This is a genomic window from Curvibacter lanceolatus ATCC 14669 (assembly GCF_000381265.1).
Classification (GTDB): Bacteria; Pseudomonadota; Gammaproteobacteria; order Burkholderiales; family Burkholderiaceae_C; genus Curvibacter; species Curvibacter lanceolatus.
Map to the genome: position 1 here is coordinate 128,412 of NZ_KB906262.1, position 24,001 is coordinate 152,412.

General features: G+C 67.8%; 23 protein-coding genes. 11 read left to right on the forward strand and 12 right to left on the reverse strand.

All coding sequences use genetic code 11. The features are described 5' to 3' along the window. Positions 1–18: 18 nt before the first annotated feature. Both F624_RS0118130 and F624_RS0118135 read right to left on the reverse strand, forming a co-directional pair. Positions 19–531 (reverse strand): OmpA family protein, encoded by a 513-nt coding sequence (locus tag F624_RS0118130; protein WP_019575756.1) that lies wholly within the window; start codon positions 529–531, stop codon positions 19–21. 132 nt (positions 532–663) lie between these two features. Further along, positions 664–1,119: an Lrp/AsnC family transcriptional regulator gene (locus tag F624_RS0118135; RefSeq protein WP_019575757.1), complete on the reverse strand. Its 456-nt coding sequence runs from the start codon at positions 1,117–1,119 to the stop codon at positions 664–666. Between the two features lie 273 nt (positions 1,120–1,392). Between F624_RS0118135 and F624_RS0118140 the strand changes: the two genes are divergently transcribed. Then, positions 1,393–2,547 carry a LysR substrate-binding domain-containing protein gene (locus F624_RS0118140; RefSeq protein WP_019575758.1) on the forward strand — a complete coding sequence of 385 codons (1,155 nt, stop codon included), beginning with the start codon at positions 1,393–1,395 and terminating at the stop codon, positions 2,545–2,547. Between the two features lie 6 nt (positions 2,548–2,553). Here the strand turns inward: F624_RS0118140 and rsmI are convergent, their stop codons facing one another. Then, complete coding sequence (gene rsmI, locus F624_RS0118145; protein ID WP_019575759.1) at positions 2,554–3,483, reverse strand: 16S rRNA (cytidine(1402)-2'-O)-methyltransferase; 930 nt, start codon at positions 3,481–3,483, stop codon at positions 2,554–2,556. On the opposite strand from rsmI, the gene F624_RS0118150 reads away from it, so the two are divergent. From F624_RS0118150 to F624_RS0118160, 3 genes are all read left to right on the forward strand, one after another. Further along, the gene (locus F624_RS0118150; RefSeq protein WP_019575760.1) at positions 3,483–3,887 is read left to right on the forward strand and encodes a YraN family protein; all 405 of its coding nucleotides are present in this window, start codon (positions 3,483–3,485) and stop codon (positions 3,885–3,887) included. The genes rsmI and F624_RS0118150 overlap by 1 nt on opposite strands. Before the next feature lie 90 nt (positions 3,888–3,977). Further along, positions 3,978–4,574: an SIS domain-containing protein gene (locus F624_RS0118155; protein ID WP_019575761.1), complete on the forward strand. Its 597-nt coding sequence runs from the start codon at positions 3,978–3,980 to the stop codon at positions 4,572–4,574. After that, positions 4,571–5,221 (forward strand): BON domain-containing protein, encoded by a 651-nt coding sequence (locus tag F624_RS0118160; RefSeq protein ID WP_031255447.1) that lies wholly within the window; start codon positions 4,571–4,573, stop codon positions 5,219–5,221. The genes F624_RS0118155 and F624_RS0118160 overlap by 4 nt, the downstream gene beginning before the upstream one ends. Before the next feature lie 81 nt (positions 5,222–5,302). Here the strand turns inward: F624_RS0118160 and F624_RS0118165 are convergent, their stop codons facing one another. The 4 genes from F624_RS0118165 to F624_RS0118180 all read right to left on the reverse strand — a co-directional run bounded on the left by F624_RS0118165 (position 5,303) and on the right by F624_RS0118180 (position 9,187). Then, the gene (locus F624_RS0118165) at positions 5,303–6,217 is read right to left on the reverse strand and encodes an NAD(P)-dependent oxidoreductase (RefSeq protein ID WP_019575763.1); all 915 of its coding nucleotides are present in this window, start codon (positions 6,215–6,217) and stop codon (positions 5,303–5,305) included. 78 nt (positions 6,218–6,295) lie between these two features. Then, entirely contained in the window at positions 6,296–7,432 is a 1,137-nt protein-coding gene (locus F624_RS0118170; protein WP_019575764.1) for a PilT/PilU family type 4a pilus ATPase, read from the reverse strand. 30 nt (positions 7,433–7,462) lie between these two features. Next, the gene (locus tag F624_RS0118175; RefSeq protein WP_019575765.1) at positions 7,463–8,092 is read right to left on the reverse strand and encodes a cyclic nucleotide-binding domain-containing protein; all 630 of its coding nucleotides are present in this window, start codon (positions 8,090–8,092) and stop codon (positions 7,463–7,465) included. Between the two features lie 51 nt (positions 8,093–8,143). Beyond that, complete coding sequence (locus F624_RS0118180; RefSeq protein WP_019575766.1) at positions 8,144–9,187, reverse strand: type IV pilus twitching motility protein PilT; 1,044 nt, start codon at positions 9,185–9,187, stop codon at positions 8,144–8,146. Positions 9,188–9,234: 47 nt separating this feature from the next. Here F624_RS0118180 and F624_RS0118185 point away from each other — a divergent pair, with 47 nt between their 5' ends. From F624_RS0118185 to F624_RS0118200, 3 genes are all read left to right on the forward strand, one after another. Then, positions 9,235–9,960: a YggS family pyridoxal phosphate-dependent enzyme gene (locus tag F624_RS0118185; protein ID WP_031255449.1), complete on the forward strand. Its 726-nt coding sequence runs from the start codon at positions 9,235–9,237 to the stop codon at positions 9,958–9,960. Positions 9,961–10,332: 372 nt separating this feature from the next. Further along, positions 10,333–12,429: a PQQ-dependent dehydrogenase, methanol/ethanol family gene (locus F624_RS0118195; protein ID WP_019575769.1), complete on the forward strand. Its 2,097-nt coding sequence runs from the start codon at positions 10,333–10,335 to the stop codon at positions 12,427–12,429. Positions 12,430–12,447: 18 nt separating this feature from the next. Then, entirely contained in the window at positions 12,448–13,884 is a 1,437-nt protein-coding gene (locus F624_RS0118200) for an aldehyde dehydrogenase family protein (RefSeq protein ID WP_019575770.1), read from the forward strand. A 107-nt stretch (positions 13,885–13,991) separates the two neighbouring features. Here F624_RS0118200 and F624_RS0118205 read toward each other — a convergent pair whose 3' ends face one another. The 3 genes from F624_RS0118205 to F624_RS0118215 form a co-directional block, all read right to left on the reverse strand. Beyond that, positions 13,992–14,468, reverse strand: a complete 477-nt coding sequence (locus F624_RS0118205; RefSeq protein ID WP_019575771.1) for an Lrp/AsnC ligand binding domain-containing protein — start codon at positions 14,466–14,468, stop codon at positions 13,992–13,994. Between the two features lie 112 nt (positions 14,469–14,580). Continuing rightward, entirely contained in the window at positions 14,581–15,888 is a 1,308-nt protein-coding gene (locus F624_RS0118210; protein WP_019575772.1) for a branched-chain amino acid ABC transporter substrate-binding protein, read from the reverse strand. Positions 15,889–15,982: 94 nt separating this feature from the next. After that, a complete protein-coding gene (locus F624_RS0118215) occupies positions 15,983–16,636 on the reverse strand; it encodes a TetR/AcrR family transcriptional regulator (RefSeq protein ID WP_019575773.1) in 654 nt (217 codons plus the stop codon). A gap of 190 nt (positions 16,637–16,826) precedes the next feature. On the opposite strand from F624_RS0118215, the gene F624_RS0118220 reads away from it, so the two are divergent. From F624_RS0118220 to vapC, 4 genes are all read left to right on the forward strand, one after another. Beyond that, positions 16,827–18,458: an AMP-binding protein gene (locus F624_RS0118220; RefSeq protein WP_019575774.1), complete on the forward strand. Its 1,632-nt coding sequence runs from the start codon at positions 16,827–16,829 to the stop codon at positions 18,456–18,458. 75 nt (positions 18,459–18,533) lie between these two features. Next, complete coding sequence (locus F624_RS0118225) at positions 18,534–21,797, forward strand: acetyl-CoA carboxylase family protein (RefSeq protein ID WP_019575775.1); 3,264 nt, start codon at positions 18,534–18,536, stop codon at positions 21,795–21,797. A gap of 135 nt (positions 21,798–21,932) precedes the next feature. Then, the gene (gene vapB / locus F624_RS0118230) at positions 21,933–22,166 is read left to right on the forward strand and encodes a type II toxin-antitoxin system VapB family antitoxin (protein ID WP_019575776.1); all 234 of its coding nucleotides are present in this window, start codon (positions 21,933–21,935) and stop codon (positions 22,164–22,166) included. Further along, positions 22,166–22,579 carry a type II toxin-antitoxin system tRNA(fMet)-specific endonuclease VapC gene (gene vapC, locus F624_RS0118235; RefSeq protein WP_019575777.1) on the forward strand — a complete coding sequence of 138 codons (414 nt, stop codon included), beginning with the start codon at positions 22,166–22,168 and terminating at the stop codon, positions 22,577–22,579. Before vapB ends, vapC begins: the two co-directional genes overlap by 1 nt. 8 nt (positions 22,580–22,587) lie before the next feature. Here the strand turns inward: vapC and F624_RS0118240 are convergent, their stop codons facing one another. After that, positions 22,588–23,364, reverse strand: a complete 777-nt coding sequence (locus tag F624_RS0118240; RefSeq protein WP_019575778.1) for a crotonase/enoyl-CoA hydratase family protein — start codon at positions 23,362–23,364, stop codon at positions 22,588–22,590. Between the two features lie 91 nt (positions 23,365–23,455). Then, the gene (locus F624_RS0118245) at positions 23,456–23,776 is read right to left on the reverse strand and encodes a high-potential iron-sulfur protein (RefSeq protein WP_019575779.1); all 321 of its coding nucleotides are present in this window, start codon (positions 23,774–23,776) and stop codon (positions 23,456–23,458) included. Positions 23,777–24,001: the final 225 nt, after the last annotated feature.

Sequence of the window (24,001 nt, forward strand, 5' to 3'; positions counted from 1 at the left end):
GTGAGGCCTGGGGGCTGATCAGTTGGCCGGCAGCAGGATCACTTCCACCCGGCGGGCTTCAGCCTCGGTGCCGGTGCCGGTGCTGACTTCGGGCTTGCGCAGCTCGATCGCTTCTTCGCTGGCGCCCAGGGCTTTCAGCACTTCGCGCACGGCGATGGCGCGTTGCTTGGCCAGTTCGGCGTTCTGCTCGACCGAGCCGGTGGCGTCATGGAAGCCCGAGATGGCGGCCTTGCGGCCGGCGGCCAGGCCCTGGGCCACTTCGGCCAGGGCTTGTTGCGCACCTTCGGCCACGTCGGCGCTGTTGGTGGCAAAGAAGAACTTGACCACGCCGTTCTCGACCTTGATCGAGGCCACTTCCACCACGGCATCGGCTACGGCAGCAGGGGCTTCAGCGGCGGCGGGGGCCGGGTGGCGGACGCCGAACTTGGCGACCACGGTGCCCACCACCGAACCCACCACCAGCAGGATCAGGACGGCGAGAAAACCGAGGGCGAATCGTTGTTGGCTGTCGTTGTCTTGGCTGCTGGACATGGGGTCTCCTGGGTGGGGGATCCGCTTGGGATCTGGGTTGAATGGATGACAGGCTGAAATTCAGAGCCCTGGGCGGCCAAGGCACGCCGGGCGCAACCCGCGATCATAAACAAGCCAGGGCGCTGCCGGGTGTCACAGTCCCAGCGGCAGATCGGCTTTCTTGAGCGTGCGCAACACAAAACGCGACTGACTGTGACGTATGCCCTTGATCTGGTACAGGCGCTCGCGCAGAAAGCGCTCGTAGTCGCGCGTGTCGCGCACCGCCACCTTGAGCAGGTAGTCGTACTCGCCCGACACCAGCAGGGCCTCCACCACCTCGGGGATGGCGGCCAGGGTTTCGCCGAACTTCTCCAGGGTGTTGTCGGAGTGGCTGTCGAGCGTGACCTGCACCAGCACGGTCTCGTTCAGGCCCAGCGCCTGGGGGTTGAGGCGCACGGTGTAGCCCTCGATCACGCCGGCCTCTTCGAGCTTGCGGATGCGCCCCCAGCAGGGCGAAGGGCTCAGGCCCACGGCCTGCCCGATGTCTTGCAGGCTGGTGCGCGCATCGGCCTGCAGCACCTGAAGGATTTTCCGATCGATTTTGTCCATCCGGAAAATTCTAGGGTGAAACGAGAAATTTCAGAAAATTATTCTGTTTTAATGGCAATTCTCTGGAAGAACAGAATGTGAATCGGTGACCCTGCAGGCAAACTTGTGGTCATGGCGAAGGGCTCACCGGCCCGGCTGCCTCAGGGGCTGCCCTGCCGGTGACCGCCGGCATTGGGGGCCAGCGCTGCAATTCACCAGCCAACCTGGGTTGAAAGGGGGTGGTTTCAGAAATAATGGACGTTTTGCCACGTCAACCATTTCTGGAGCCGCCCCATGGACCGCCTGCAGTCAATGAAGGTTTTTCAGGCCGTCGTGAACGAAGGCGGTTTTGCCGCCGCCGCCCGCCGCATGGACCTGTCGCCCGCCGTGGTGACGCGCCTGGTGGACGACCTGGAGCAGCACCTGGGCACGCGGCTGTTGCAGCGCACCACCCGCAAGAACGCGCTCACCGAGGCCGGCCAGGCCTACCTCACGCGGCTGCGCCTGATCCTGAGCGACATCGAAGAGGCCGAGGCCTCGATGCGCGAGCACACCCAGGAGGTGGCTGGCCTGCTGCGCATCCAGGCCCAGCCGGTGATGGCCGTGCACATCCTGGCACCTCAGGTGGCCGAGTTCCGGCGCCTGCACCCGCGCGTCTCGCTGGACATCCACACCGCCTCGGCCAGCGAACTGGCCATCGAAGACTTTGACCTGACCCTGCTGGGCGCCGGCAGCGAGTACGACGCCAATGTGATCGCCCGGCCCATCGTGTCGAGTGTGGGCATCGTTTGCGCCTCGCCGCGCTACCTGCGCGCCGCCGGCACCCCCCGCCAGCCCGAAGACCTGCGCCAGCACGCCTGCCTGCGCCTGCGCCTGCCCAGCATGCGCCCCGGGGTGTGGCGCCTGATGAACCCCGAGGATGGGGACCGGGTGCTGGATCTGCAGGTTGACCCGGTGATGGTGGCCGACCACACCGACACCGTGCTGCAGGCGGCCCTCAATGGGGCCGGCGTGTGTGCCCTGCCCATGGACCTGGCCGCGCCCTACCTGCGCATCGGGCAGCTGCGCCGTGTGCTGGCGCCGTGGATCACGGCCCGCTTCACGCTGTATGCGGCCATGCCCAGCCGCAAGTTCGTGCCGGCGCGCACCCGCGCATTTCTGGATTTCCTGATCGAGCGCACCCGCTGGATGCTGGCCGAGGCCGAGCGCACCTGGCCCACCAGTTCCTTGGTGCCGCAGATCGTGCCCGAAGCCCTGTCGCCTTGCCCCCCTGGTGCGCCGGGCTCGGCCGAGGTCGACCCGCTGACCTGCGAGGAGCTGCAGCCCTTGCCGTCCGCTGAGGCGGCGGCTGATGCGTCGGCCGATGCGGGCCCGGGTTCAGACCCGGCGGCCCCTGCGGCCCGGCGCAAACCCGGGCGCAAGAAGCCCTTGCCGGGCTCGCCGGGCTGAAGCCCGTCAATCTTCGGCCGGTTGGCCTTTCTTCAGTTCGAGGGCCTGCTGGTAGAGCGCGTTCTTCGAGCCCCCGGTGATCTCGGCACACAGCCGGGCCGCCGTCTTCAGGGGCAGCTCGGCCAGCAGCAGCTTGAGCACGCGCAACTCGTCGCCATGGTCCTGCACCACGGCCTCGGGCGGGTGGATCAGCACCGCAAACTCACCCCGCGTGCGCTGCGGCTGTGCCGCCAACCAGGCGCTCAGGCCCTCGGCGGGCAGGGTGGCCACCTCTTCGAACTGCTTGGTCAGCTCTCGCCCCAGGGTGACGTGGCGCGCGCCCAGCACGGCCAGGGCCCGCGCCAGGTCTTCGATGCGGTGTGGGGCTTCCAGCAGCACCACGGCCCGCGCTTCGCCGGCCAGGGCCTGCACGGCGTTGTCGCGTTCGCCGGCCTTGGTGGGCAGAAAGCCGGCAAACACAAAACCGCTGGCCTGCTGTGCCTGCGCTGCCACGCCGGCCACCGACAGCAGGGTGGTCACGCTGCTGGCCCCAGGCAGGGGCACGGTGCGCAGGCCGGCGGCCTGCACCGCCTGCACCAGGCGGGCGCCCGGGTCGCTCACCGCCGGGGTGCCGGCATCGCTGGCGTAGGCGATGCGCTCGCCACGCTGCAGGCGCTCGATCACCATCTGGGCCGCCTCGGCCTCGTTGTGCTGGTGCACGGCCAGCAACTGGGCGCCGGGCCGGTCGATGCCATAGGCGCGCAGCAGGGCCTGGGTGTGGCGGGTGTCCTCGCAGGCCACCGCATCCACCAGTTGCAGCACATGCAGGGCACGCAAGGTCATGTCGGCCAGATTGCCGATCGGCGTTGCCACCACGTAAAGGGTACCCTGGGGGTAATGCTGCGGGGCGGCCGCCTCGCGGGCGGCATTCAGGGCGGAAACAAAAGAGGCGCTCAATGGGATTCCTTGGAAAGAAGCCGGCTGGGCCGGCCCGCCCGACCACGCGGGCGTTGGGCGAACTCGCCGAACAGCAGGCCTTGCAGCACCTGCAGGCGGCGGGCTTGCGCCTGCTGCAGCGCAATTATCGAACGCCCGGGCGCGGTGGCGGTGAGATCGACCTGATCATGCGCGCGCGCGACGGCACGCTGGTCTTTGTCGAGGTGCGGCGCAGGCGTGCCGGCACCCATGGCGGTGCGGCTGCCAGCGTGGGCGCCACCAAGCAGGCGCGCATCGTGCTGGCGGCACGCCACTACCTGATGCGCCTGGCCACGCCACCGCCCTGCCGTTTCGACGTGGTCTCGGTGGAAGGCGATGCGCCGGGCACGGTGCTCTGGCTGCAGGCGGCGTTCGATGCCTCTTGATGGCCTCGGGGGCGCGCGGCCGCTTGACCCGCCCGACAACCCTGGTTTCTGCCATCAAGCGGGCATGGTGCGGGGGTATCATCGGCGCCCATGCTCGAGCAACGCATCCAACAGCACTTCATCGACAGTGCCGACCTGAAATACCAGTCGGCCCAGATCCTCAGCAAGCCCATTGCCGACGCCGTGCAGGCGGTCATGACCTGTGTCACCAGTGGCTGCAAGGTCCTGGTCTGCGGCAATGGCGCCTCCTCGGCCCTGGCCCAGCACGCGGCCGCCAGTTTTGTGGGCCAGTTCGAGCGCGAACGCCCCGAACTGGCCGCCTTGGCCCTGGGCACGGACGCGGCCGCCCTCAGCGCCCAGGCCGAGCAGGACTACCGCCAGGTGTTCGCGCGCCAGGTGCGGGCCCTGGGCCTGGCTGGCGACGTGCTGCTGGCCTTGTCGGCCGACGGCCAGTCGCCCAGCGTGCAGGCGGCGGTCGATGCCGCCCATGAGCGCGACATGACCGTGGTGGCCCTGACGGGGCGCAGTGGCGGTGCGCTGGGCGCGGGTCTGCGCGAAACCGATGTCCATATCTGCGTCCCGCACGATCGCGTGGCGCGCATCCAGGAGGTCCACCTGCTGGTGCTGCATTGCATCTGCGACGGGGTGGACGCCCAATTACTTGGTGAACAGGAGCTTCCAACATGAATCAACGTTTGACACGGGTGGCCTTGGCTGCCCTGGCGGGCGCCGCCCTGGTGAGTCAGCTCACGGCCTGCTTCCCGCTGGTGGCCGGCGGTGCGGTCATGACCGGCATGGTCGCTACCGACCGCCGTACTTCCGGCGCGCAGGTCGAAGACGAGGGCATCGAACTGCGCTCGGTGAACCGCCTGCAAGAGGCGCTGGGCGATGGCCTGCATGTCAACGTCACCAGCTACAACCGACGGGTGCTGTTGACCGGTGAGGCCACCACGGCCGAAGCCAAGCAGAAGGCCGAGCAGATCGTGCAACGTGTCGAGAACGTGCGCGGCGTCTACAACGAGCTGGTGGTGGGCATTGCCAGCCCCTTGAGCGACCGCTCGCGCGACACCCTGATCTCGGGCAAGGTGAAGGCCAGCCTGGTCGATGCGCGTGACCTGATCTCGAACTCGTTCAAGGTGGTGACCGAGCGTCAGGTGGTCTACCTGATGGGCCGTGTGACCCAGCGCGAAGCCAACCGGGCCACCGAGATCGCCCGCGGCGTCGATGGGGTGCAGAAGGTGGTGCGTCTGTTCGAGATCATCTCCGAGGAAGAACTCAAGACCCAGATGCCCACCCCGCCGAAGAACACCGAGCCGGCCAAGACGGGCGGCTGATCGGTACCGGGCCGCGCGGCCCTCGGCCAGCAGAGTAGGCCGGCTGCCGAGCCCCAGGGGCCCGGGGCCGGCTTTGTTGTTTCAGCGCAGGCGCTTGATCAGGCTGGAGGTGTCCCAGCGGCGGCCACCCATTTGTTGCACATCGGCGTAGAACTGGTCCACCAGCGCGGTCACCGGCAGGCGGGCGCCGTTGCGCTTGGCCTCGTCCAGCACCAGGCCCAGGTCCTTGCGCATCCAGTCGACGGCAAAGCCGAACTCGAACTGGTCGGCCACCATGGTCTTGCCGCGGTTGTCGAGCTGCCAGCTCTGGGCCGCACCCTTGCCGATCACGTCCAGCACCTGGGGCATGTCCAGCCCGGCCTTCTGGCCGAAGGCAATGGCCTCGGACAGGCCTTGCACCAGCCCGGCGATGCAGATCTGGTTGACCATCTTGGCCAGTTGGCCGGCGCCGCTTTCACCCAGCAGGGTGAAGGCGCGTGAAAACGCCATGCCCACCGGGCGAGCCGCTTCGAAAGCGGCCGCTTCGCCGCCACACATCACGGTCAGCAGGCCGTTCTGGGCGCCGGCCTGGCCACCGGACACCGGGGCATCGACAAAGCGCAGGCCGATCTGGCGCGCGGCGGTGGCCAGTTCGCGGGCCACCTCGGCCGAGGCCGTGGTGTGGTCGACAAACACGGCACCGGGTTTCATGCCGGCGAAGGCGCCGTCAGCACCCAGGGTGACCGAGCGCAGGTCATCGTCGTTGCCCACACAGCAGAACACCAGGTCGGCGTCCTGGGCGGCCAGGCGCGGCGTGGCCGCAGCGCGGGGGGCGGCGGTGGCGGCAAATTCCTTCACCCAGGCCTCGGCCTTGGCCGGCGTGCGGTTGTACACCGTGACCTGGTGACCGGCCAGGGCCAGGTGGCCGGCCATGGGGTAGCCCATCACGCCCAGGCCGAGAAAGGCGACCTTGAGTGAGGGGGTGGCTTCGTAAGTGCGTGCGTTGGTGCTGGACATGGTGGTGTGAAAGCGTGGGTGGGGTTTCGAAAAAGAAAAGCCGCCGGCACCCCCCTGGGAGCGGCCGGCGGCGCGGATTCAGACGATGGCAAAGTGTTCGGTGCCGGCCGACAGGTCCTGGTTGCGGGCACGCTGGCTGTTGAGCTTGATCTGCAGGCGCAGGTCGTTCAACGAGTCGGCGTTGCGCAGTGCGTCTTCGTAGGTGATGACGTTGCTCTCGTACAGATCGAACAGCGATTGGTCGAAGGTCTGCATGCCCAGGTTGCGGCTCTTCTTCATGATCTCCTTGATTTCGGAGACCTCGCCCTTGAAGATCAGGTCGGAGATCAGCGGGGTGTTCAGCATCACCTCGACCGCGGCCGCCCGGCCCTTGCCGTCCTGCTTGGGGATCAGGCGCTGCGAGATCATGCCGCGCAGGTTCAGCGACAGGTCCATCAGCAGCTGATCGCGCCGCTCTTCGGGGAAGAAGTTCACGATGCGGTCCAGCGCCTGGTTGGCGCTGTTGGCGTGCAGCGTGGCCAGGCACAGGTGGCCGGTCTCGGCAAACACCACGGCGTGCTCCATGGTTTCGCGGTCGCGGATCTCGCCCATCAGGATCACGTCGGGGGCCTGGCGCAGCGTGTTCTTGAGCGCGGCCTCCCAGCTGTCGGTGTCCAGCCCCACCTCGCGGTGGGTGACCACGCAGTTCTTGTGCGGGTGCACGAACTCGACCGGGTCTTCGACCGTGATGATGTGGCCGTAGGAGTTCTCGTTGCGCCAGTCCACCATCGAGGCCAGCGTGGTCGACTTGCCCGAGCCGGTGGCGCCCACCATGATGCACAGGCCGCGCTTGGTCATGGCCACTTCCTTGAGCACCTGGGGCAGGCCCAGGTCGTCAATGGTGGGCAGGGTCATCGGGATCACCCGCAGCACCATGCCGACCTTGCCTTGCTGCAAAAAGGCGTTGACGCGGAAGCGGCCGATGCCGGCCGGCGAAATCGCGAAATTGCATTCCTTGGTGCGCTCGAACTCGGCCGACTGCTTGTCGTTCATGATCGAACGGGCCAGCGCCACCGTGTGCACCGAGGTCAGCGGCTGGGGCGACACCTTGGTGATGCGCCCGTCCACCTTGATGGCGGGCGGAAAGTCGGCCGTGATGAACAGGTCGCTGCCGTTCCTGCTCACCATGAGCTTGAGCAGATCGTTGATGAATTTGCTCGCCTGATCGCGTTCCATGTGGGGGATGTCCTGCTGTGGGGGCTGTGTCTATTTCTGGTGGTCGCTGAGCCGGGCGCTCACCACGCGCAGGCGCAGTGAGAGCTTTCGGGCCAGCAGGGCAACCAGGCTGGCAGCCAGTTGAGGGGCCTGGGTCATCATTTCATCCAGTGTGTCGGCACTGAGCACCGCGACCTCGCAGGAGGTCAGGGTGGTGCAGGCCGAAAAGCGGATGCCGCTGTCAAGCAGCGACATCTCGCCCAGGATGTCACCGGGCCGGGTCTCGGCCAAGCGCAGATGCTCGCCCCAGGGCTGCACCCGGTCCACCGCGATGGTGCCCTTGAGCGGCACCACCATGAAGTTGCCGTACTCGTCCTGCTGGATCAGGTCGCGGTTGGCCGGAATGGTGGCAAAGTCGAAGAAACGCTCCATGCGCTCGATGCCGTCGGCTGGCAGCTGTGCCATGTACTTGTCGCGTGCCCACAGGCCTTGCAGCAGCTTGCCGCCCTGGCTGGCAGGCAGGCGCTTGGCGCCCACCTCCACCGCGCGTGCCTCCCAGGGCACCAGCATGGCCGAGTCCACGCCCTGGCCGGCAAACGCGGTCGAGAACAGAACCGAGTCCTGCGGATCATCCGGGCGCTGTGCGGTCTTCTGTCTGAGCAGTCCGAGGATGCCTTTCATGGGTGACTCCCTTGCTTTTGTTTTGTGGTGTTGTTCTCGTCGTGAAGTGCCTCAGCCCGGGAAGTTCTCCGGCGTCTTGGCCTTGCTGCGGGCCTCGGCGGCGCTGATCACGTTGCGGCGCACCAGATCGGTCAGGCATTGGTCCAGGGTCTGCATGCCCACGCTGTTGCCGGTCTGGATGGCCGAGTACATCTGCGCCACCTTGGCTTCGCGGATCAGGTTGCGGATGGCGCTGGTGCCGATCATGATCTCGTGCGCTGCCACCCGGCCCTGGCCGTCCTTGGTCTTGCACAGGGTCTGCGAAATCACCGCCTGCAGCGATTCCGACAGCATGGCGCGCACCATTTCCTTCTCTTCGGCCGGAAACACGTCGATGATCCGGTCGATCGTCTTGGCCGCACTCGAGGTGTGCAGGGTGCCGAACACCAGGTGGCCCGTCTCGGCCGCCGTCATGGCCAGGCGGATGGTTTCGAGGTCGCGCATTTCACCGACCAGGATGGCGTCGGGGTCTTCGCGCAGGGCCGATTTCAGGGCCGCGTTGAAGCTCAGGGTGTGCGGCCCCACCTCGCGCTGGTTGACCAGGCATTTCTTGGATTCGTGCACGAACTCGATCGGGTCTTCCACCGTCAGGATGTGGCCGTACTCGCTTTCGTTGAGGAAGTTGACCATGGCCGCCAGCGTGGTGGACTTGCCCGAGCCGGTCGGCCCGGTCACCAGCACCAGGCCCCGCGGCTTGAGCGACAGGTCGGCAAAGATCTTGGGCGCGTTGAGCTGCTCCAGCGTCAGGATCTTGGACGGAATGGTCCGGAACACCGCCCCCGAGCCGCGCTGGTGGTTGAAGGCATTGACCCGGAAGCGGGCCAGACCCTCGATTTCGAAGGAGAAATCGACCTCCAGGAACTCTTCGTAGGCCTTGCGCTGCGAATCGTTCATGATGTCGTACACCATGGCGTGCACGGTCTTGTGGTCGAGGGCGTCCACATTGATGCGGCGCACATCCCCGTGGACCCGGATCATCGGCGGCAAGCCCGCCGACAGGTGCAGGTCGGAGGCCTTGTTCTTGACGCTGAATGCCAGCAGCTGGGTGATATCCACGGAAACCCTCTTTCCTCTTTGATAGTTTGCTACGCTCCCGGGTAATTATGACGATGATTGGTAACAACCTCCAAGCTGTGCAGGAGCGCATCCGCCGCGCCTGCGAGGCAGCCGGGCGCGCGCCGGGCAGTGTGCGCCTGCTGGCCGTGTCCAAGACCTTTGGCCCCGAGGCTGTGCGCGAGGCCGCCGCTGCCGGCCAGCACGCCTTTGGCGAAAATTACCTGCAAGAAGGCGTGGCCAAGATCGAGGCCCTGGACGCGCCCCCCGAGCCCCTGCGCCCGCGCCCCGAATGGCACTGCATCGGCCCGGTGCAATCGAACAAGACCCGGCTGGTGGCGGCCCATTTCGACTGGCTGCACTCGGTGGACCGGCTCAAGATCGCCCAACGCCTGAGCGAGCAGCGCGGGGCCGAGCAGGCGCCGCTGCAGATTTGCCTGCAGGTCAACATCGACGGCGGCCCCAGCAAATCGGGTGTGGCGCCCGACGAGGTGCTGGCCCTGGCCCGCGAGGTGGCCCTGCTGCCGCGCCTGTGCCTGCGCGGGCTGATGACCATCCCCGAACCCCAGCCCGATTTCGAGGCGCAAAAGCAGGTGCACCTGCGGGCCCGGGCCCTGTTCGATGCGGTGCGCGCCGCGGGCCTGCCGGGGGCGGATCAGTTCGACACCCTGTCCATGGGCATGACCGGCGACCTGGAGGCCGCCATCCACGCCGGCAGCACCATGGTGCGCGTGGGCACGGCCATCTTTGGCGGGCGCAGCTACCCGGCGGTGTGAGCACGATCCGCAGGCGGCCACACCGGGTATGACGTCCGGTGTCGGGCTGCGTCCTGACCGGATGACGGCTGGGTCTTCAAGCGCCCGTTTCGTCCCCCTCGCAAGGGGCCATGGGCTCCGTCTTTCGAGCCCCCACGGCCGCGCGGCCGTCCTCGAATAACCGGCGAGGCGCCATGGCGGCGCGCTCGGCGGGTGTGGCGGCGACAAGCCGCTTGGCAGCGCTGCGCCACGACATGATCACCGGCGGCTTCCATCGCAAATCACCAAGGCGCCAGAACAAGGCCTGAGCAGTCCGTGCCCCGGGGTTCAGAAAGGCTTGGGGTGCACCGGTGTCCCGACCGGGCTTGCGAGCCACAACACCGAGGAGACAACATGCTTGGCACCGCCATTCCTGCCCTGTTCATCAGCCTGTGGGCGCTTTCTGCCTGGGCCCAAGACGACGCTGGCGCGCGCACCACCACCGTCAAGCGCGTGGATGAAGCCTTCATCCGCGCCAATGAACAAAAAACCCCTGACTGGCCCACGACGGGCGTCGACTATGCCGAGACGCGTTACAGCCGCCTGGATCAAATCCATGCCGGCAACGTTCAACAGCTCGGCCTGGTCTGGTCGTACAACCTGGCGTCCACGCGCGGTGTGGAGGCCACACCGGTCGTCGTCGACGGCGTGATGTACCAGACCGCATCGTGGAGCGTGGTGCACGCCATCGATGCGCGCACGGGGCAAAAGATCTGGAGCTACGACCCCAAGGTCGATCCCGCTCGGGGCAAAAATGGGTGCTGTGACGTGGTCAATCGCGGTGTGGCGCTCTGGAAAGGCAAAGTTTATGTCGGCGCTTTTGACGGTCGCCTGATCGCGCTCGACGCTGCCACCGGCAAGGTGGCGTGGGAGAAAAACACCCTGGAGGGCCACCGAGGCGCCTACACGATCACGGGAGCGCCGCGCGTGTTCAAGGGCAAGGTCATCATTGGCAACGGGGGCTCTGAATACGGGGTGCGCGGCTTCATCACCGCCTACGATGCCGAGACCGGCGAGCAACGCTGGCGCTGGTACAGCGTGCCGGGCGACCCGGCCTTGCCCTACGAGACGCCTGAGCTGAAAGCCGCCGCCAAAACCTGGGACCCCAGCGGCCAATACTGGAAGGCGGGGGGCGGTGGCACCATGTGGGACAGCATGGTCTTTGACCCCGAGCTGAACACCCTGTATGTCGGCGTGGGCAATGGATCGCCCTGGTCGGCCAAGGTGCGCAGCCCCAAGGGGGGCGACAACCTGTACCTGGGCTCCATCGTGGCGCTGGACCCGGACACAGGCCAATACAAGTGGCACTACCAGGAAACGCCTTCGGACAACTGGGACTACACCTCCACCCAGCCCATGATCCTGGCCGACATCCAGCTCGGCGGCAAACCGCGCAAGGTGATCCTGCACGCGCCCAAGAACGGCTTTTTCTTCGTGGTCGACCGCACCAATGGCCGTTTCATCTCCGCCAGGAACTTCGTCCCGGTGACCTGGGCCAAGGGCTATGACAAGAAGGGTCGCCCGATCGGCATCGCGGCGGCGCGCGACGGCCGCGATCCGGATGCCGTGCCAGGCCCCAACGGCGCACACAACTGGCACCCCATGTCCTACAACCCGAAGACCGGGCTGGTTTACCTGCCCGCACAGCACATCCCCGCAGCGCTGGTGGACGATCCAGGCTGGCAGTTCAACCAGCCCCGCCCCATGGCCCTGGGGTCGGGCACCGGTTGGAACACCGCCAAGATCGTTCCGGCCGAGCCGCCCAAGAGCCAGCCCATGGGCCGCCTGCTGGCCTGGGACCCCGTGCAGCAAAAGGAGGTCTGGCGCGTGGAGCACATCTCACCGTGGAACGGTGGCACGCTGACCACGGCAGGCCAGTTGGTGTTCCAGGGCACGGCAGATGGTCGCTTTGTGGCGTATGACGCTGGCAGCGGCAAGAAGCTCTGGGAGAGCCCGGTGGGCACCGGCGTGCTGGCCGCGCCCAGCACCTACCTGGTGGACGGCCAGCAATACGTGTCCGTGGCCGTGGGCTGGGGCGGTGTGTACGGCTTGGCGGACCGCGCCACAGACCAGCAGATGCCTGGCACCGTCTACACCTTTGCGCTGGGCGGCGCGGCCAAGCTGCCCGACTTTGTGGCCTATCGCACCGGCAAGCTGCTGCAAGGCGTGAAGTACGACCCCGCCAAGGTGCCCGAAGGCACGGCCTTGTACGTGGCCAATTGCTATGTCTGCCACGGCCTGCCTGGCGTGCAGAAAGGCGGCGCCTTGCCCAATCTGGCTTACCTGGATGCGGCCTACATCGAGCACCTGCCCAGCTTCATCTTCAACGGGCCGGCCACCTCGCGCGGCATGCCCGATTTCACCGGCCGGCTGACAAGCGATCAGGTGGAGGCCATCAAGGCCTTCATCCAAGGCACTGCCGACGCCATCCGCCCCCAGTCCGCTCAATAAACCACCCAAGGAGACCCCATGACCGTGCAAAACCACCTCCAGTTCTACATCGATGGTCAGTGGGTCGACCCCACCACCCCCGCCACACACGATGTGGTCAACCCCTCCACCGAAGAGGTCTGTGCGCGGATCAGCATGGGCAGTGCCGCGGATGTGCACAAGGCGGTGGCGGCAGCGCGGCGCGCCTTCGCAAGCTACTCGCAGACCACGCGCGAAGAGCGCCTGGCCCTGCTGGGCCGGGTGCTGGAGGTCTACCAGAAGCGCTACGGTGACATCGTGGCCGCCATTTCACTGGAGATGGGCGCGCCCCTGTGGCTGTCCAAGGCCGCGCAGGCGGCGATGGGCGTGGCGCACCTGGCCACGACCCTAGATGTGCTGAAAAACTTTCCGTTTGAGCAGCTGCAAGGCAGCACCGCGATCGTGCACGAGCCCGTCGGCGTGGTCGGCATGATCACGCCCTGGAACTGGCCCATCAACCAGATCCTGTGCAAGGTGGCCCCGGCGCTCGCAGCGGGCTGCACCATGGTGCTCAAGCCCTCCGAGGTGGCGCCGCTCAATGCCTTGCTGATCGCCGAGGTGCTGCATGAGGCGGGCGTGCCGCCCGGCGTGTTCAACCTGGTCAACGGAGACGGCCCCAGCGTGGGCGAAGCGCTGTCGGTGCACCCCGACATCGACATGGTGACCTTCACGGGCTCCACCCGCGCCGGCATCGCCGTCGCCAAGGCGGCCGCCGACACGGTCAAGCGCGTGGCCCAGGAACTGGGCGGCAAATCGGCCAACATCGTGCTGGAAGACGCCGACCTGGAGCGGGCCGTCACACAGGGCGTGCAGGCGGTGCTGATGAACTCGGGGCAGAGTTGCAATGCGCCCACCCGCATGTTCGTGCCGCGCGCCCGGCAGGCGCAGGCCATGGCCCTGGCCAAGGCGGTGGCCGAGGCCACCCCGGTGGCCGACGCCATGGCCGAGGGCATGCACATGGGCCCGGTGGCCAGCCAGGCCCAGTTCAGCAAGATCCAGGGCCTGATTCAAAAGGGCATCGACGAAGGGGCTACCTTGGTCGCCGGCGGCACTGGCCGGCCCCAAGGGCTGAACAAGGGGTTTTTCGTCAAGCCCACGGTGTTCGCCGATGTGCGCAATGACATGATCATTGCGCGAGAAGAGATCTTTGGTCCGGTCCTGGTCATCATCCCGTACGACAGCGAGGATGATGCCGTCCGCATGGCCAACGACACGCCTTACGGGCTGTCGGGCTATGTGCAGTCGGGCAGCCTCGAGCATGCGCGGCGTGTGGCCCAGCGGCTGCGCACGGGCATGGTTCATCTGAACGGGGCGGGCCCCGACCCGGCAGCGCCCTTTGGTGGCTACAAGCAGTCGGGCAACGGGCGCGAGTGGGGCGAGCACGGCTTCCGGGATTTCCTCGAGGTCAAGTCCATCATGGGGGCCGTGGCGGGCTGAGCCCGCCCCCGTCCAGGGTGCTGACGCCTTGGGATGGCATGGGCACCGGCGCGATGGGGGCATCCATATCAAGCAAGCCCGACGCCGGCCCGGGCGCCCTGGAGGCCCTAGAGCAGCTTCAGGTGGGTGGTGTTCTTCACCTCTTCCATCACCGCGTAGGTGCGTGTCTCGCGCACCCCCGGCAACTGCCACAGCACCGTGCCGGCAAAAGACCGGTACGAGGCCATGTCGGCCATGCGGGTCTTGAGCAGGTAGTCGAAGCCGCCGGCCACCATGTGGCACTCCATGATCTCGGCGCGCACCTGCACCGCGGCCTGGAACTCTTCAAACACATGCGGGGTGGTGCGGTCCAGCAGCACCTCCACAAACACCATCATCCCGGCCCCGAGCTTGAGCGGGTTGAGCCGCGCCTCGTAGCCCAGGATGTAGCCCTCGCGCGTCAGGCGCTGCACCCGGGCCAGCACCGCAGTGGGTGACAAGGCCACGGACTCGGCAAGCTTGAGGTTGGAGATGCGCCCGTCTTCCTGCAGCACTTGCAGGATGCGCAGGTCGATGCGGTCGAGGTCGTTGGGGGTGTCGCTCATGGTCGGGGGCGTGCTGGGCAGGCCCCGATTGTGCGTCGTCTCAAGCCACCTCAAGCCGCTTCAGGCCACCTCAGGCCGCCGCAGGCCGTCGCATCCGGTGCCAGCCCGGCGTTCATTGCGGGCGCGTCATTCGGCACTCGGTGCCCTGGGCCAGCTCGTTGCCGGTGTACATCGCATCGGTGCGGAAGCCATAGTTCGTGCCCTCCCAGCCCACTTTCACCGTTTTGCCGTCGACCGGCGCGATGGTGTTGACCACCTGGGGCAGCAGGGCCTGGTGGTCTTCGCCGCGCATGCGCACCGGGCCCACGGGGGTGTCCAGGGTCAGGTCTTCGAGCGAACGGGCGATCTTGACCGCGTCCAGCGACTGCGCTTTCTGGATGGCCGCGGCCAGGAAACGCGGCGTCATGTCGATGCGGGGCGCCAGAAACTCCTTGCCGGTGCGGGCCTTGTAGGCCTTGGCCAGGGCGTCGACCCGGGGCGTGCCGGCCTCACCGGGGTGCCACTCGGCCACCCAGGTCAGCTGGCCCAGCTTGGCCTGCGACACGGCCAGCACGGTGCCCGGGATCGAGCCCGCGCTGTGGTTGAAATAGCGCAGCCCATAGCCGGCATCGCCCGCCGCCTTGAGCAACAGCGTCATGTCCTGGCCCCAGTTGCCGGTGATCACCGAGTCGGCACCCGCGGCCTTCATCTTGGCCACATAGGGCGAAAAATCCTTCACCCGCCCGATCGGGTGCAGGGTCTCGCCCACGAACTGGATGTCGGGCCGCGCCAGGCCCACCAGCTCCTGCCCGTAGTGGGCCCATTGCTTGCCGTGGGCGTAGTCCTGGTTCAGCAGGTACACCTTCTTGACCTCGGGCATCTTCTTGATGGTGTTGGCCATGGCCTTCATCTTCATGGCCGTGTTGGCCTCGAACTGAAAGTGCCAGAAGTTGCACGATTTGCCGGTCAGGTCGGGGTCGATGGAGGAGTGGTTCAGCACCAGCACCGCCCGATCGGGGTTGCGCTCGTTGTGCTTGGCCGCGGCCTGCACCAGCGCCGCCACCACCGACGAGCCCGAGCCCCCGGTGACGATGGCGCGGGCGCCCTGGTCGATGGCCGATTGCAGCGCGCTCAGGCTTTCCTGGGCCGACAGCTTGCTGTCGAACTGCAGCAGCTGCAGCTTCACCGGGCCCTGGCCTGCCACGGCGATGCCGCCCTTGGCATTGATCTCTTCGATGGCGAACTGGGTGTGGGTGAGCATCAGCTCGCCCACATTGGCAAACGGCCCCGACAGCGGATCGATGTAGGCCACCTTGAAGGCGACCTCGCCCGGCGCGGCCTGGGCGTTTGTGGTGAGGCCAGCCAGCAGCAGGGCTGCGGCACTGAGCACATGGCGGCCATATCGGTCATGTCGGCCAGATCGGCGCGGGGGATGGTTCATGGGTGTCTCCGGTTTTGGGTGTGAAAGGGCGACCCGGCGGGCCGCCTGAAGGAATCCATCCGCCCGGCTGTTCTCATGCAGCATCCCCGCCTGTTCAGGCGGCCGCTGTACCGCGCCGGCGGCTGCGCCGCAGGCCCAGCACGCGCCAGGCCAGCGGGGCCAGGGTCTGCACCAGCTCCTCGGGGCCCATGCGGCCATCGGGGCGGTACCAGTTGTACAGAAAGCCGGGCAGGCTGCAGGCCGCCAGGGCGGTGATGCGGGTCTCGTCGAAATCGAACATGCCTTCGCTGCGCCCCTGCTCCAGCAGGGCGCACAGCCGGTCGTAGAAGTGGTTGGCCAGCTTTTTCTGGGCCACCAGGTACTCGGGGCGGTAGACCTGCGGCTCGCGGTAGGGGAAGAAGGCCGCCGGGTAGTGCGCCAGCGTGGCGCGGATCAGCCGTTCGATGCCTTCGGTCACCTTTTCATGCGCGGGGCGCGGGTCGTCGGCGGCAAAGTCCATGCTGGTGAAGCAGGCCACGGCGGGGCGCCAGGACAGCTGCTCGAAGATTTCCAGCTTGTTGTGAAAGTAGTAATAAATGAAAGGCTTGGTCACCCCCAGGCGCTGGGCGATCTGATCGATGGTGGTGTTGGCATAGCCCTGCTCGGCGAACAGGCCTTCGGCGGCGCGCAGGATGCTCTCGCGCTTCTCGTCGGTGCGGGCGGTGTCGGCCTTCTGACGGCCACGGGGAGGGGTTGATTTTTTGCTCATGGCCAGATTTTGCCTGTCGCGCGGGTTCTACCTTTGGGTAGCATTGTTCTACCTGACGGTATATATTGGCAAGCCGCTGATGAGGGGTAAGTCCTATCGCAAACCCTGATGCGTCGCCCGGGCCCGATCCTCATGCCCCGGGCCAGCCCAATAACACCCAATAGACCCCCATAACACCCCAGGAGACACCATGGCCCCGACCGCCCAGACCGTGCAGACCCCCGCTGTTGCCGAACTTCCGCTGCACGAACACCTGCGTCGCCATGCCCGCGAGCGGCCTGAGGCGGTGGCCTACCTCTGGTATGGGCGCGCCCTCAGCTGGGCAGAGATCGACCGTGCCAGCGACGCCTTTGCCGCCCGCCTGCAGGCGCTTCAGGTGCAACCCGGCGAGCCGGTGGCCCTGTTCCTGGGCAACTGCCCGCAGTACGTGGTGGCGCATTTCGGCATCCAGAAGATCGGCGCCATCGTCTGCCCCTGCGGTCCGCTCAACAAGGAGCACGAGCTCAGCTACCAGCTCAACGACCTGCGCGCCCGGGTCATCGTGGCGGCCGACAGCTTGCTGCCGGTGGTTGAAAAGGTGCGCGCCCAGACCTCCCTGCAGCAGGTCTTCATGGTGCGCCAGGCCGCCTGGCTGCCGACGGACCCGGCCCTCGATGTGCCGCCCGAGTTGCTGGCCTTGCGCGACGCCCCCCTGCCGCTGCCTGCGGGCTGCGAAGACTTCCAGGCCGCGCTCGACGCCGGCGGCCAGCCCGCGCCGGTGACGATCAGCCTCGATGATGTGGCCCTGATGACCTACACCTCGGGCACCACCGGCCTGCCCAAGGGCGCCATGCTGAGTTACGGCAACGCCTTGTTCAAGACCGCAGCCGCCTCAAACTGCAACGTGGTCAGCCGTGACGACGTGCTGCTGGCGATTGCCCCGCTGTACCACATCGCCGGCATGGTGATGGGCATCAACGTGCCGGTCTACACCGGGGCCACCACCGTGCTGCTGCAGCGTTTCGACCCGCTGGCCACGGCCCAGGCGCTGGCCCGGCACCGTGTCAGCTGGTGGTACAGCATCGCCCCCATGAACGTGGCGGTGATGCAGGTGCCCGGGGTGCGCGAGCTCGACTTCTCGGCCCTGCGCATGAACCCCGTCACCAGCTTCGGCATCACCTTCACCGAAGCGCTGGCGCGCCAATGGCAGGGCCTGGCCCCGAACTGCACCAGCTTCGAGGCCGCCTACGGTCTGAGCGAAACCCACACGGTCGACACCTACATGCCGCACGACGCCATCCGCTGGGGCGCGCACGGCAAGGCCGTGCCCGGCAACGAGATCCGCATCGTCGACCCCGAGACCGGTGCCACCCTGCCCCCCGGCGAAGTGGGCGAGATCACCCTGCGCAGCCCGGGCAATTTCAAGGGCTACTGGAACCAGCCTGAGTCCACTGCCAAGACCCTGCGCCAGGGCTGGGTCTGGACCGGTGACATGGGCCGGCTCGATGCCGACGGCTACCTCACCTTCATCGGTCGCTTCAAGGAGATGATCAAGGTCTCGGGCTACAGCGTGTTCCCCGAAGAGGTCGAAACCATCCTGATCAAGCACCCCGCGGTGGCCCAGGCTGCCGTGCTGGGCGTGCCCGACCCCGACAAGGGCGAGGTGGTGCGCGCCTTCATCGTGCGCAAGCCTGGCACCACGCTCGAGGCCGCTGAGCTGCTGCAGTGGTCGCGTGAGAACATGGCCCCCTACAAGGCCCCGCGTGAGGTCCGTTTCATCGACGCGCTGCCCGCCACCGGTGCCGGCAAGGTGCTGCGCCGCCTGCTGCGTGACGTGGCCTGAACCCCTGATCCCCTGCTTTTTTGCGCCCTGGCGCATCCCTGTTTCAACCGGTCTGGAGCCCTTGTGAGCCATCCTGTGTTTTCCAAAGTCCTGGTCGCCAACCGTGGCGAGGTGGCCTTGCGCATCGTGCGCGCCCTGCATGAAATGGGCATTGCCAGCGTGGCCGTGCATGCCCAGGACGACGCCCACGCACCCCATGTGCACGCGGCCGACCAGGCCGTGGCGCTGGCCGCCACCGGCCCGGCCGCCTACCTGGACGCCGCGGCCCTGATCGCCGTGGCGCACGACACCGGCTGCCAGGCCGTGCACCCCGGCTACGGCTTTCTCAGCGAGCGTGCCGACTTCGCCGAGGCCTGTGCCCAGGCCGGCCTGCGCTTCATCGGGCCCGGCGTGGACACGCTCAACACCCTCGGTGACAAGGCGGCTGCACGGGCCCTGGCCCAGCGCTGTGGCGTGCCGCTGATGCCGGGCAGCACCGGGGCCGTCACGCTCGAGGCGGCCCAGGCCTTCATGGCGGCCCAGCAGGGCGCGGGCGTGATGGTCAAGGCCGTGGGCGGCGGCGGCGGGCGCGGCATGCGCGCCGTGCAGCACCCCGACCAGCTGCCCGAGGCCTGGCTGCGCTGCCGCTCCGAGGCGCTGGCCGCCTTCGGGGTCGAGGGCGTCTATGTGGAGCGCCTCATGACCGGCGCCCGCCACATCGAGGTGCAGGTGCTGGGCGACGGCCACCAGGTGATGGCCCTGGGCGAGCGCGAATGCAGCGTGCAGCGGCGCTTTCAGAAGCTGGTCGAGGTGGCGCCCAGCCCCTCGCTCACGCCGGGCCTGCGTGCCGCCCTCACCGAGTCGGCCCTGCGCCTGGCGCGCGAGCTGCATTACCAGGGCCTGGGCACCTTCGAGTTCCTGGTGGACCTGGCCTCGGCGGACCTGCCCTTTGTCTTCATCGAAGCCAATGCCCGGCTGCAGGTCGAGCACACCGTCACCGAAGAGGTGACTGGCCTGGACCTGGTGCAGCTGCAGATCGCCCTGGCCGGCGGCCGCAGCCTGGCCCAGCTCGGGCTGGATTCGCTGCGCCCACCCGAGCCGCGCGGCTATGCCGTGCAGTGGCGCATCAATGCGGAAACCCTCAGCGCCGACGGCCAGGCCACGCCCGGCCACGGCACCCTGAGCCGTTTCGACCTGCCCACCGGCCCCGGCATCCGCATCGACACCCATGGCGTGGCCGGGGCCAGCCCCTCGCCGCATTACGACACCTTGCTGGCCAAGCTCATCGTCAGCGCGCGCAGCCCGGTGTTCGCCGATGTGCTGCGGCGCTCGCAGCGCGCCCTGGCCGAGTGCCGCATTGAAGGCCTGGCCACCAACCTGGGCCTGCTGCAGGCCATCGCGGCCCGGCCCGAGATGGCCAGTCAGCAGATCCACACCCGCTGGCTGGAGCAGGTGCTGCCCGAGCTGCTGGCCGCCGTGCCAGTGGTCTCCACCTTTCCGCAAGCCTCACCCAGCCAGTCGCCTGCCCCTGCGCCCGCCTTGCCCGAGGGCGCGGTGGCCGCCCCCATGCCGGCGCGCCTGGTGCAGTTCCATGTGGCGGTGGGCGATGTGCTGCCCGCCGGGGCGCCGCTGGCGGTGCTGGAGGCCATGAAGATGGAGCACGTGCTGCAGGCCCCGCAGGCCGGCCGCGTGCTGGCCCTGGCGGCGGTGCCGGGCGACTACCTGAGCGCGGGCCAGGCGGTGCTGGTGCTCGAGCCGGTGGCCGGCGAGCTGCAGGCCCAGGCCGTGCAGGCCACGCTCGACCCGGATCACATCCGCCCCGATCTGCAGCGCGTCATCGACCGCCACGCCCACACCCTCGACCAGAACCGCCCGGCGGCCGTGGCCAAGCGCCATGCCCAGGGCGGGCGCACCGCCCGCGAGAACATCGCCGACCTGTGCGATGCCGACAGCTTCATCGAATACGGCGCGCTGGCCATTGCCGCCCAGACCCGCCGCCGCAGCCTCGAAGACCTGGTGGCCAACACCCCTGCCGACGGCATGGTGACCGGCATCGGCAGCGTCAACGCAGCGCAGTTCGGCCCCGAGCGCTCGCGCGCCGTGGTCATGGCCTACGACTACACCGTGCTGGCCGGCACCCAGGGCATGCGCAACCACCACAAGACCGACCGCATGCTGGCGCTGGCGCACCAGCTGCGCCTGCCGGTGGTGCTGTTTGCCGAGGGCGGCGGCGGGCGACCGGGCGACACCGACATGCCCATCGTGGCCGGCCTCAACAACCACACCTTCAGCCGCTTTGCAGCCCTGTCGGGCCAGGTGCCGGTGGTGGGCATCGTGCACGGGCGCTGCTTTGCCGGCAATGCCGCCTTGCTGGGCTGTGCCGATGTGATCATCGCCACCGAGGCCAGCAACATCGGCATGAGCGGGCCGGCCATGATCGAGGGCGGCGGCCTGGGCGTGTTCAAGCCCGAGCAGATCGGGCCCAGCGAAGTGCAGTCGGCCAACGGCGTGATCGATGTGCTGGTGCGCGACGAGGCCGAAGCTGTGGCGGCGGCGCGTCAGTACCTGTCGTATTTCCAGGGCCCCGTGGCCGACTGGGCTGCGCCGGATCAGCGCCTGCTGCGCCATGCCGTGCCGGAAAACCGCCTGCGCGTGTACGAGGTGCGCGAGGTGATGCGCGGCCTGGTCGACGAGGGCTCGCTGCTGGAGCTGCGCGCGGGCTTTGGCGCCGGCATGGTGACGGCGCTGGCGCGCATCGAGGGCCGGGCCGTGGGCCTGATCGCCAACAACCCGAAGCACCTGGGCGGCGCCATCGATGTCGAGGCGGCCGACAAGGCGGCCCGCTTCATGCAACTGTGCAATGCGCACGGCCTGCCCATCGTCTCGCTCACCGACACCCCGGGCTTCATGGTCGGCCCCGACATCGAGGCCCAGGCCCAGGTGCGCCATGTGTGCCGCCTGTTCGTGGTGGCCGCCCACCTCAGCGTGCCCTTTTTTGCCGTGGTGCTGCGCAAGGGCTACGGCCTGGGCGCCCAGGCCATGACCGCGGGCGGCTTTGATGCGCCGGTGTTCACTGTCGCCTGGCCCACGGGCGAGTTCGGCGCCATGGGCCTGGAAGGGGCCGTGCGCCTGGGCTTCCGCAAAGAGCTGGAGGCGGCGCCCGCCGGGCCGGAGCGCGAAGCGCTGTTCAAGCGCCTGGTCGATCAGCAGTACGCCAACGGCGAAGCCATGAACATGGCCGCCACGCTGGAGATCGATGCCGTGATCGACCCGGCCGACACCCGCAGCTGGCTGCTGCGCGGCCTGGCCTCGGCCACCCAGCAGCCACACCAGCCGGGGCGGTTTGTGGACACCTGGTGAGGTCTTCGCGGCGGGGGGGCGGCCGCTGCTGGGCATCCTGGGGGCGCGGCCGTGCTGTGGGGTGGCGCGCGCGCTTAATCGTGTGGAATCCAGGTGCGCTATACAATTGCTATATACGATCTTGAGGAGGCATGTATGTCCATCGGCACCGTGTTCATCAACAACCGCACCCAGGCGGTTCGCCTGCCCTTGGAGGTGCGCCTGCCCGAGGGTGTTCACAAGGTCGTGATACGAGCCAGAGGCAACGAGCGCATCATTGCCCCCCTGGGTCAATCCTGGGACAGCTTTTTTCTCGGCGGTCCTTCCGTGAGTGACGACTTCTTGCCAGAACGTGCAAGTCAGCAGCAGGCAGCCCGGGAAGAGCTCTGATGTTGCGTTACCTGCTGGACACCAACATCGTCATCTACGTGCTGAAGCGACGCCCTGTCGAGGCGTTGTCAACATTCAATGCCAATGCAGGTCGCATGGCCATCTCTTCCATCACCTTGGCCGAGCTCTTGCACGGTGCGGAAAAGAGCAGCCGGGTGAGTGAGAACCTGTCCGCTGTCGAAGATTTTTGCAGCCGTTTGGAAGTCCTGCCTTATGGCGCCAGGGCCGCGCAGCATTACGGCGCCATCCGTGCTGCGCTGGAGAAACTCGGCCAGCCCATCGGCGTGAACGATTTGCACATTGCAGGCCATGCACGCAGTGAAGGCCTGGTGCTGGTGACGAACAACACGTCGGAGTTCGAGCGTGTGCCTGCGTTGGCGCTGGAGAACTGGGTGTCAACGCCCAAGCGTTGAAAAGGCGCTCAATCCTGAAAGCGCCCGTGTCGCCCCGCCCCCTGCGCAAACCGGGCCGCGCCGGCTTCGCCCTCGGCGGCCACCAGGGGCACGCCCAGGCGGCCTTCCTGGCGCAGCGCCTCGTCCAGTGGCAGGTCCCATTGTGCGTAGGTCGAATGCCGGTCGGTCAGCATGCATTGCTGCGGAAAGGCCGCGATCTCTCGCGCCAGCGCCTGCGCCACGGCCAGGGCCTGGCCGGGCGGCGTGACGCGGTTCACCAGTCCCATCGCCAGGGCCTCGGCCGCGCTGACGGGGCGCCCGGTCAGGATCAGGTCCAGCGCCCGGCCCATGCCCACAAGGCGGGGCAGGCGCACGGTGCCGCCATCGATCAGGGGCACGCCCCAGCGCCGGCAGAACACGCCCAGCGTGGCCTCTTCATCGGCCACGCGCAGATCGGCCAGCAAGGCCAGCTCCAGCCCGCCGGCCACGGCATAGCCCTGGATCGCGGCAATCAGCGGCTTGCTCAGCGCCATGCGGGTGGGGCCCATGGGTCCGCTGCCCCCGCCTTCGGGGTCGAGCTCGTTGCGTCGGGCCGGGTCGCTCACAGCGGCCAGATCGGCCCCGGCGCAAAAATGGCCGCCAGCACCCGTCAGCACCGCCACCCGCAACGCGGGATCGGCCTCAAAGCATTCAAAGGCGTCGCGCAACTCGGCGGCCACCACGCCGTCGACGGCGTTGCGCTTGTCCGGGCGGTCCAGGGTGATGGTGCAGATCGGGTCGGCGGCTTCAAAGCGGACGCTGGGCATGATGGGTCTCCTCGGGTGTGGCCGCCATGGTAGGCCGCCTCGGGTCGCCCTGCCAGGCGTCAGACCCCGACGCCCGCGTCACCCAGGTGCTTCAGCCCGGCGCCTTGTTCCAGGCCGAGCACCAGCCGTTGCCGGCCACGTGCTTGCGCCCGAACATGGCGCAGCCACCCCATTCATCGGTGGGCTTGCCCTGGTAGAACGAGCAGTTGTGGCAGCGCTGCTGCGCGGTGTGCTGGGCGTATTTCTTGGCGTCCACGTGCTTGGTGTCGTGCTTGTAGCCCAAGGCCATGGCCTGGTCGCTGGCTTCGTCCACATGGGCGCCCGCCTGGGCCTGGGCGGCGCTGCTGGCGAGGGCGGTGCCGGCCACGGCGAGGTGGCAGATGAACTGGCGGCGGTTGCTGGATGCGGTCATGGGTGTCTCCTGTCTGGGGTGGGAATGCCGGCGGCGTCCCTGTTGTGGGAATGCCGTGCTTTTTGCAACAGGCGTGCCAGGCCCGACAGGCCGGGTGTCTGGCCCTGCTGGCGGTACTTCGCACCCCCTCTGTGACAGATTTGCCCCTTGATGTGTCGTGATGTGTATCTTGGGCCGGTGGTGGCCTGTTCGCGGTGTGTCAGGCTGGAGCAGCGGGGCAGGGGC

Excerpts from the sequence above, each read along its gene's own strand:
- F624_RS0118130 (WP_019575756.1), bottom strand. The coding sequence starts at position 531 with ATGTCCAGCAGCCAAGACAACGACAGCCAACAACGATTCGCCCTCGGT.
- F624_RS0118135 (WP_019575757.1), bottom strand. The coding sequence starts at position 1,119 with ATGGACAAAATCGATCGGAAAATCCTTCAGGTGCTGCAGGCCGATGCG.
- F624_RS0118140 (WP_019575758.1), top strand. The coding sequence starts at position 1,393 with ATGGACCGCCTGCAGTCAATGAAGGTTTTTCAGGCCGTCGTGAACGAA.
- F624_RS0118150 (WP_019575760.1), top strand. The coding sequence starts at position 3,483 with ATGGGATTCCTTGGAAAGAAGCCGGCTGGGCCGGCCCGCCCGACCACG.
- F624_RS0118155 (WP_019575761.1), top strand. The coding sequence starts at position 3,978 with ATGCTCGAGCAACGCATCCAACAGCACTTCATCGACAGTGCCGACCTG.
- F624_RS0118160 (WP_031255447.1), top strand. The coding sequence starts at position 4,571 with ATGAATCAACGTTTGACACGGGTGGCCTTGGCTGCCCTGGCGGGCGCC.
- F624_RS0118165 (WP_019575763.1), bottom strand. The coding sequence starts at position 6,217 with ATGTCCAGCACCAACGCACGCACTTACGAAGCCACCCCCTCACTCAAG.
- F624_RS0118170 (WP_019575764.1), bottom strand. The coding sequence starts at position 7,432 with ATGGAACGCGATCAGGCGAGCAAATTCATCAACGATCTGCTCAAGCTC.
- F624_RS0118175 (WP_019575765.1), bottom strand. The coding sequence starts at position 8,092 with ATGAAAGGCATCCTCGGACTGCTCAGACAGAAGACCGCACAGCGCCCG.
- F624_RS0118185 (WP_031255449.1), top strand. The coding sequence starts at position 9,235 with ATGACGATGATTGGTAACAACCTCCAAGCTGTGCAGGAGCGCATCCGC.
- F624_RS0118195 (WP_019575769.1), top strand. The coding sequence starts at position 10,333 with ATGCTTGGCACCGCCATTCCTGCCCTGTTCATCAGCCTGTGGGCGCTT.
- F624_RS0118200 (WP_019575770.1), top strand. The coding sequence starts at position 12,448 with ATGACCGTGCAAAACCACCTCCAGTTCTACATCGATGGTCAGTGGGTC.
- F624_RS0118205 (WP_019575771.1), bottom strand. The coding sequence starts at position 14,468 with ATGAGCGACACCCCCAACGACCTCGACCGCATCGACCTGCGCATCCTG.
- F624_RS0118210 (WP_019575772.1), bottom strand. The coding sequence starts at position 15,888 with ATGAACCATCCCCCGCGCCGATCTGGCCGACATGACCGATATGGCCGC.
- F624_RS0118215 (WP_019575773.1), bottom strand. The coding sequence starts at position 16,636 with ATGAGCAAAAAATCAACCCCTCCCCGTGGCCGTCAGAAGGCCGACACC.
- F624_RS0118220 (WP_019575774.1), top strand. The coding sequence starts at position 16,827 with ATGGCCCCGACCGCCCAGACCGTGCAGACCCCCGCTGTTGCCGAACTT.
- vapB (WP_019575776.1), top strand. The coding sequence starts at position 21,933 with ATGTCCATCGGCACCGTGTTCATCAACAACCGCACCCAGGCGGTTCGC.
- vapC (WP_019575777.1), top strand. The coding sequence starts at position 22,166 with ATGTTGCGTTACCTGCTGGACACCAACATCGTCATCTACGTGCTGAAG.
- F624_RS0118240 (WP_019575778.1), bottom strand. The coding sequence starts at position 23,364 with ATGCCCAGCGTCCGCTTTGAAGCCGCCGACCCGATCTGCACCATCACC.
- F624_RS0118245 (WP_019575779.1), bottom strand. The coding sequence starts at position 23,776 with ATGACCGCATCCAGCAACCGCCGCCAGTTCATCTGCCACCTCGCCGTG.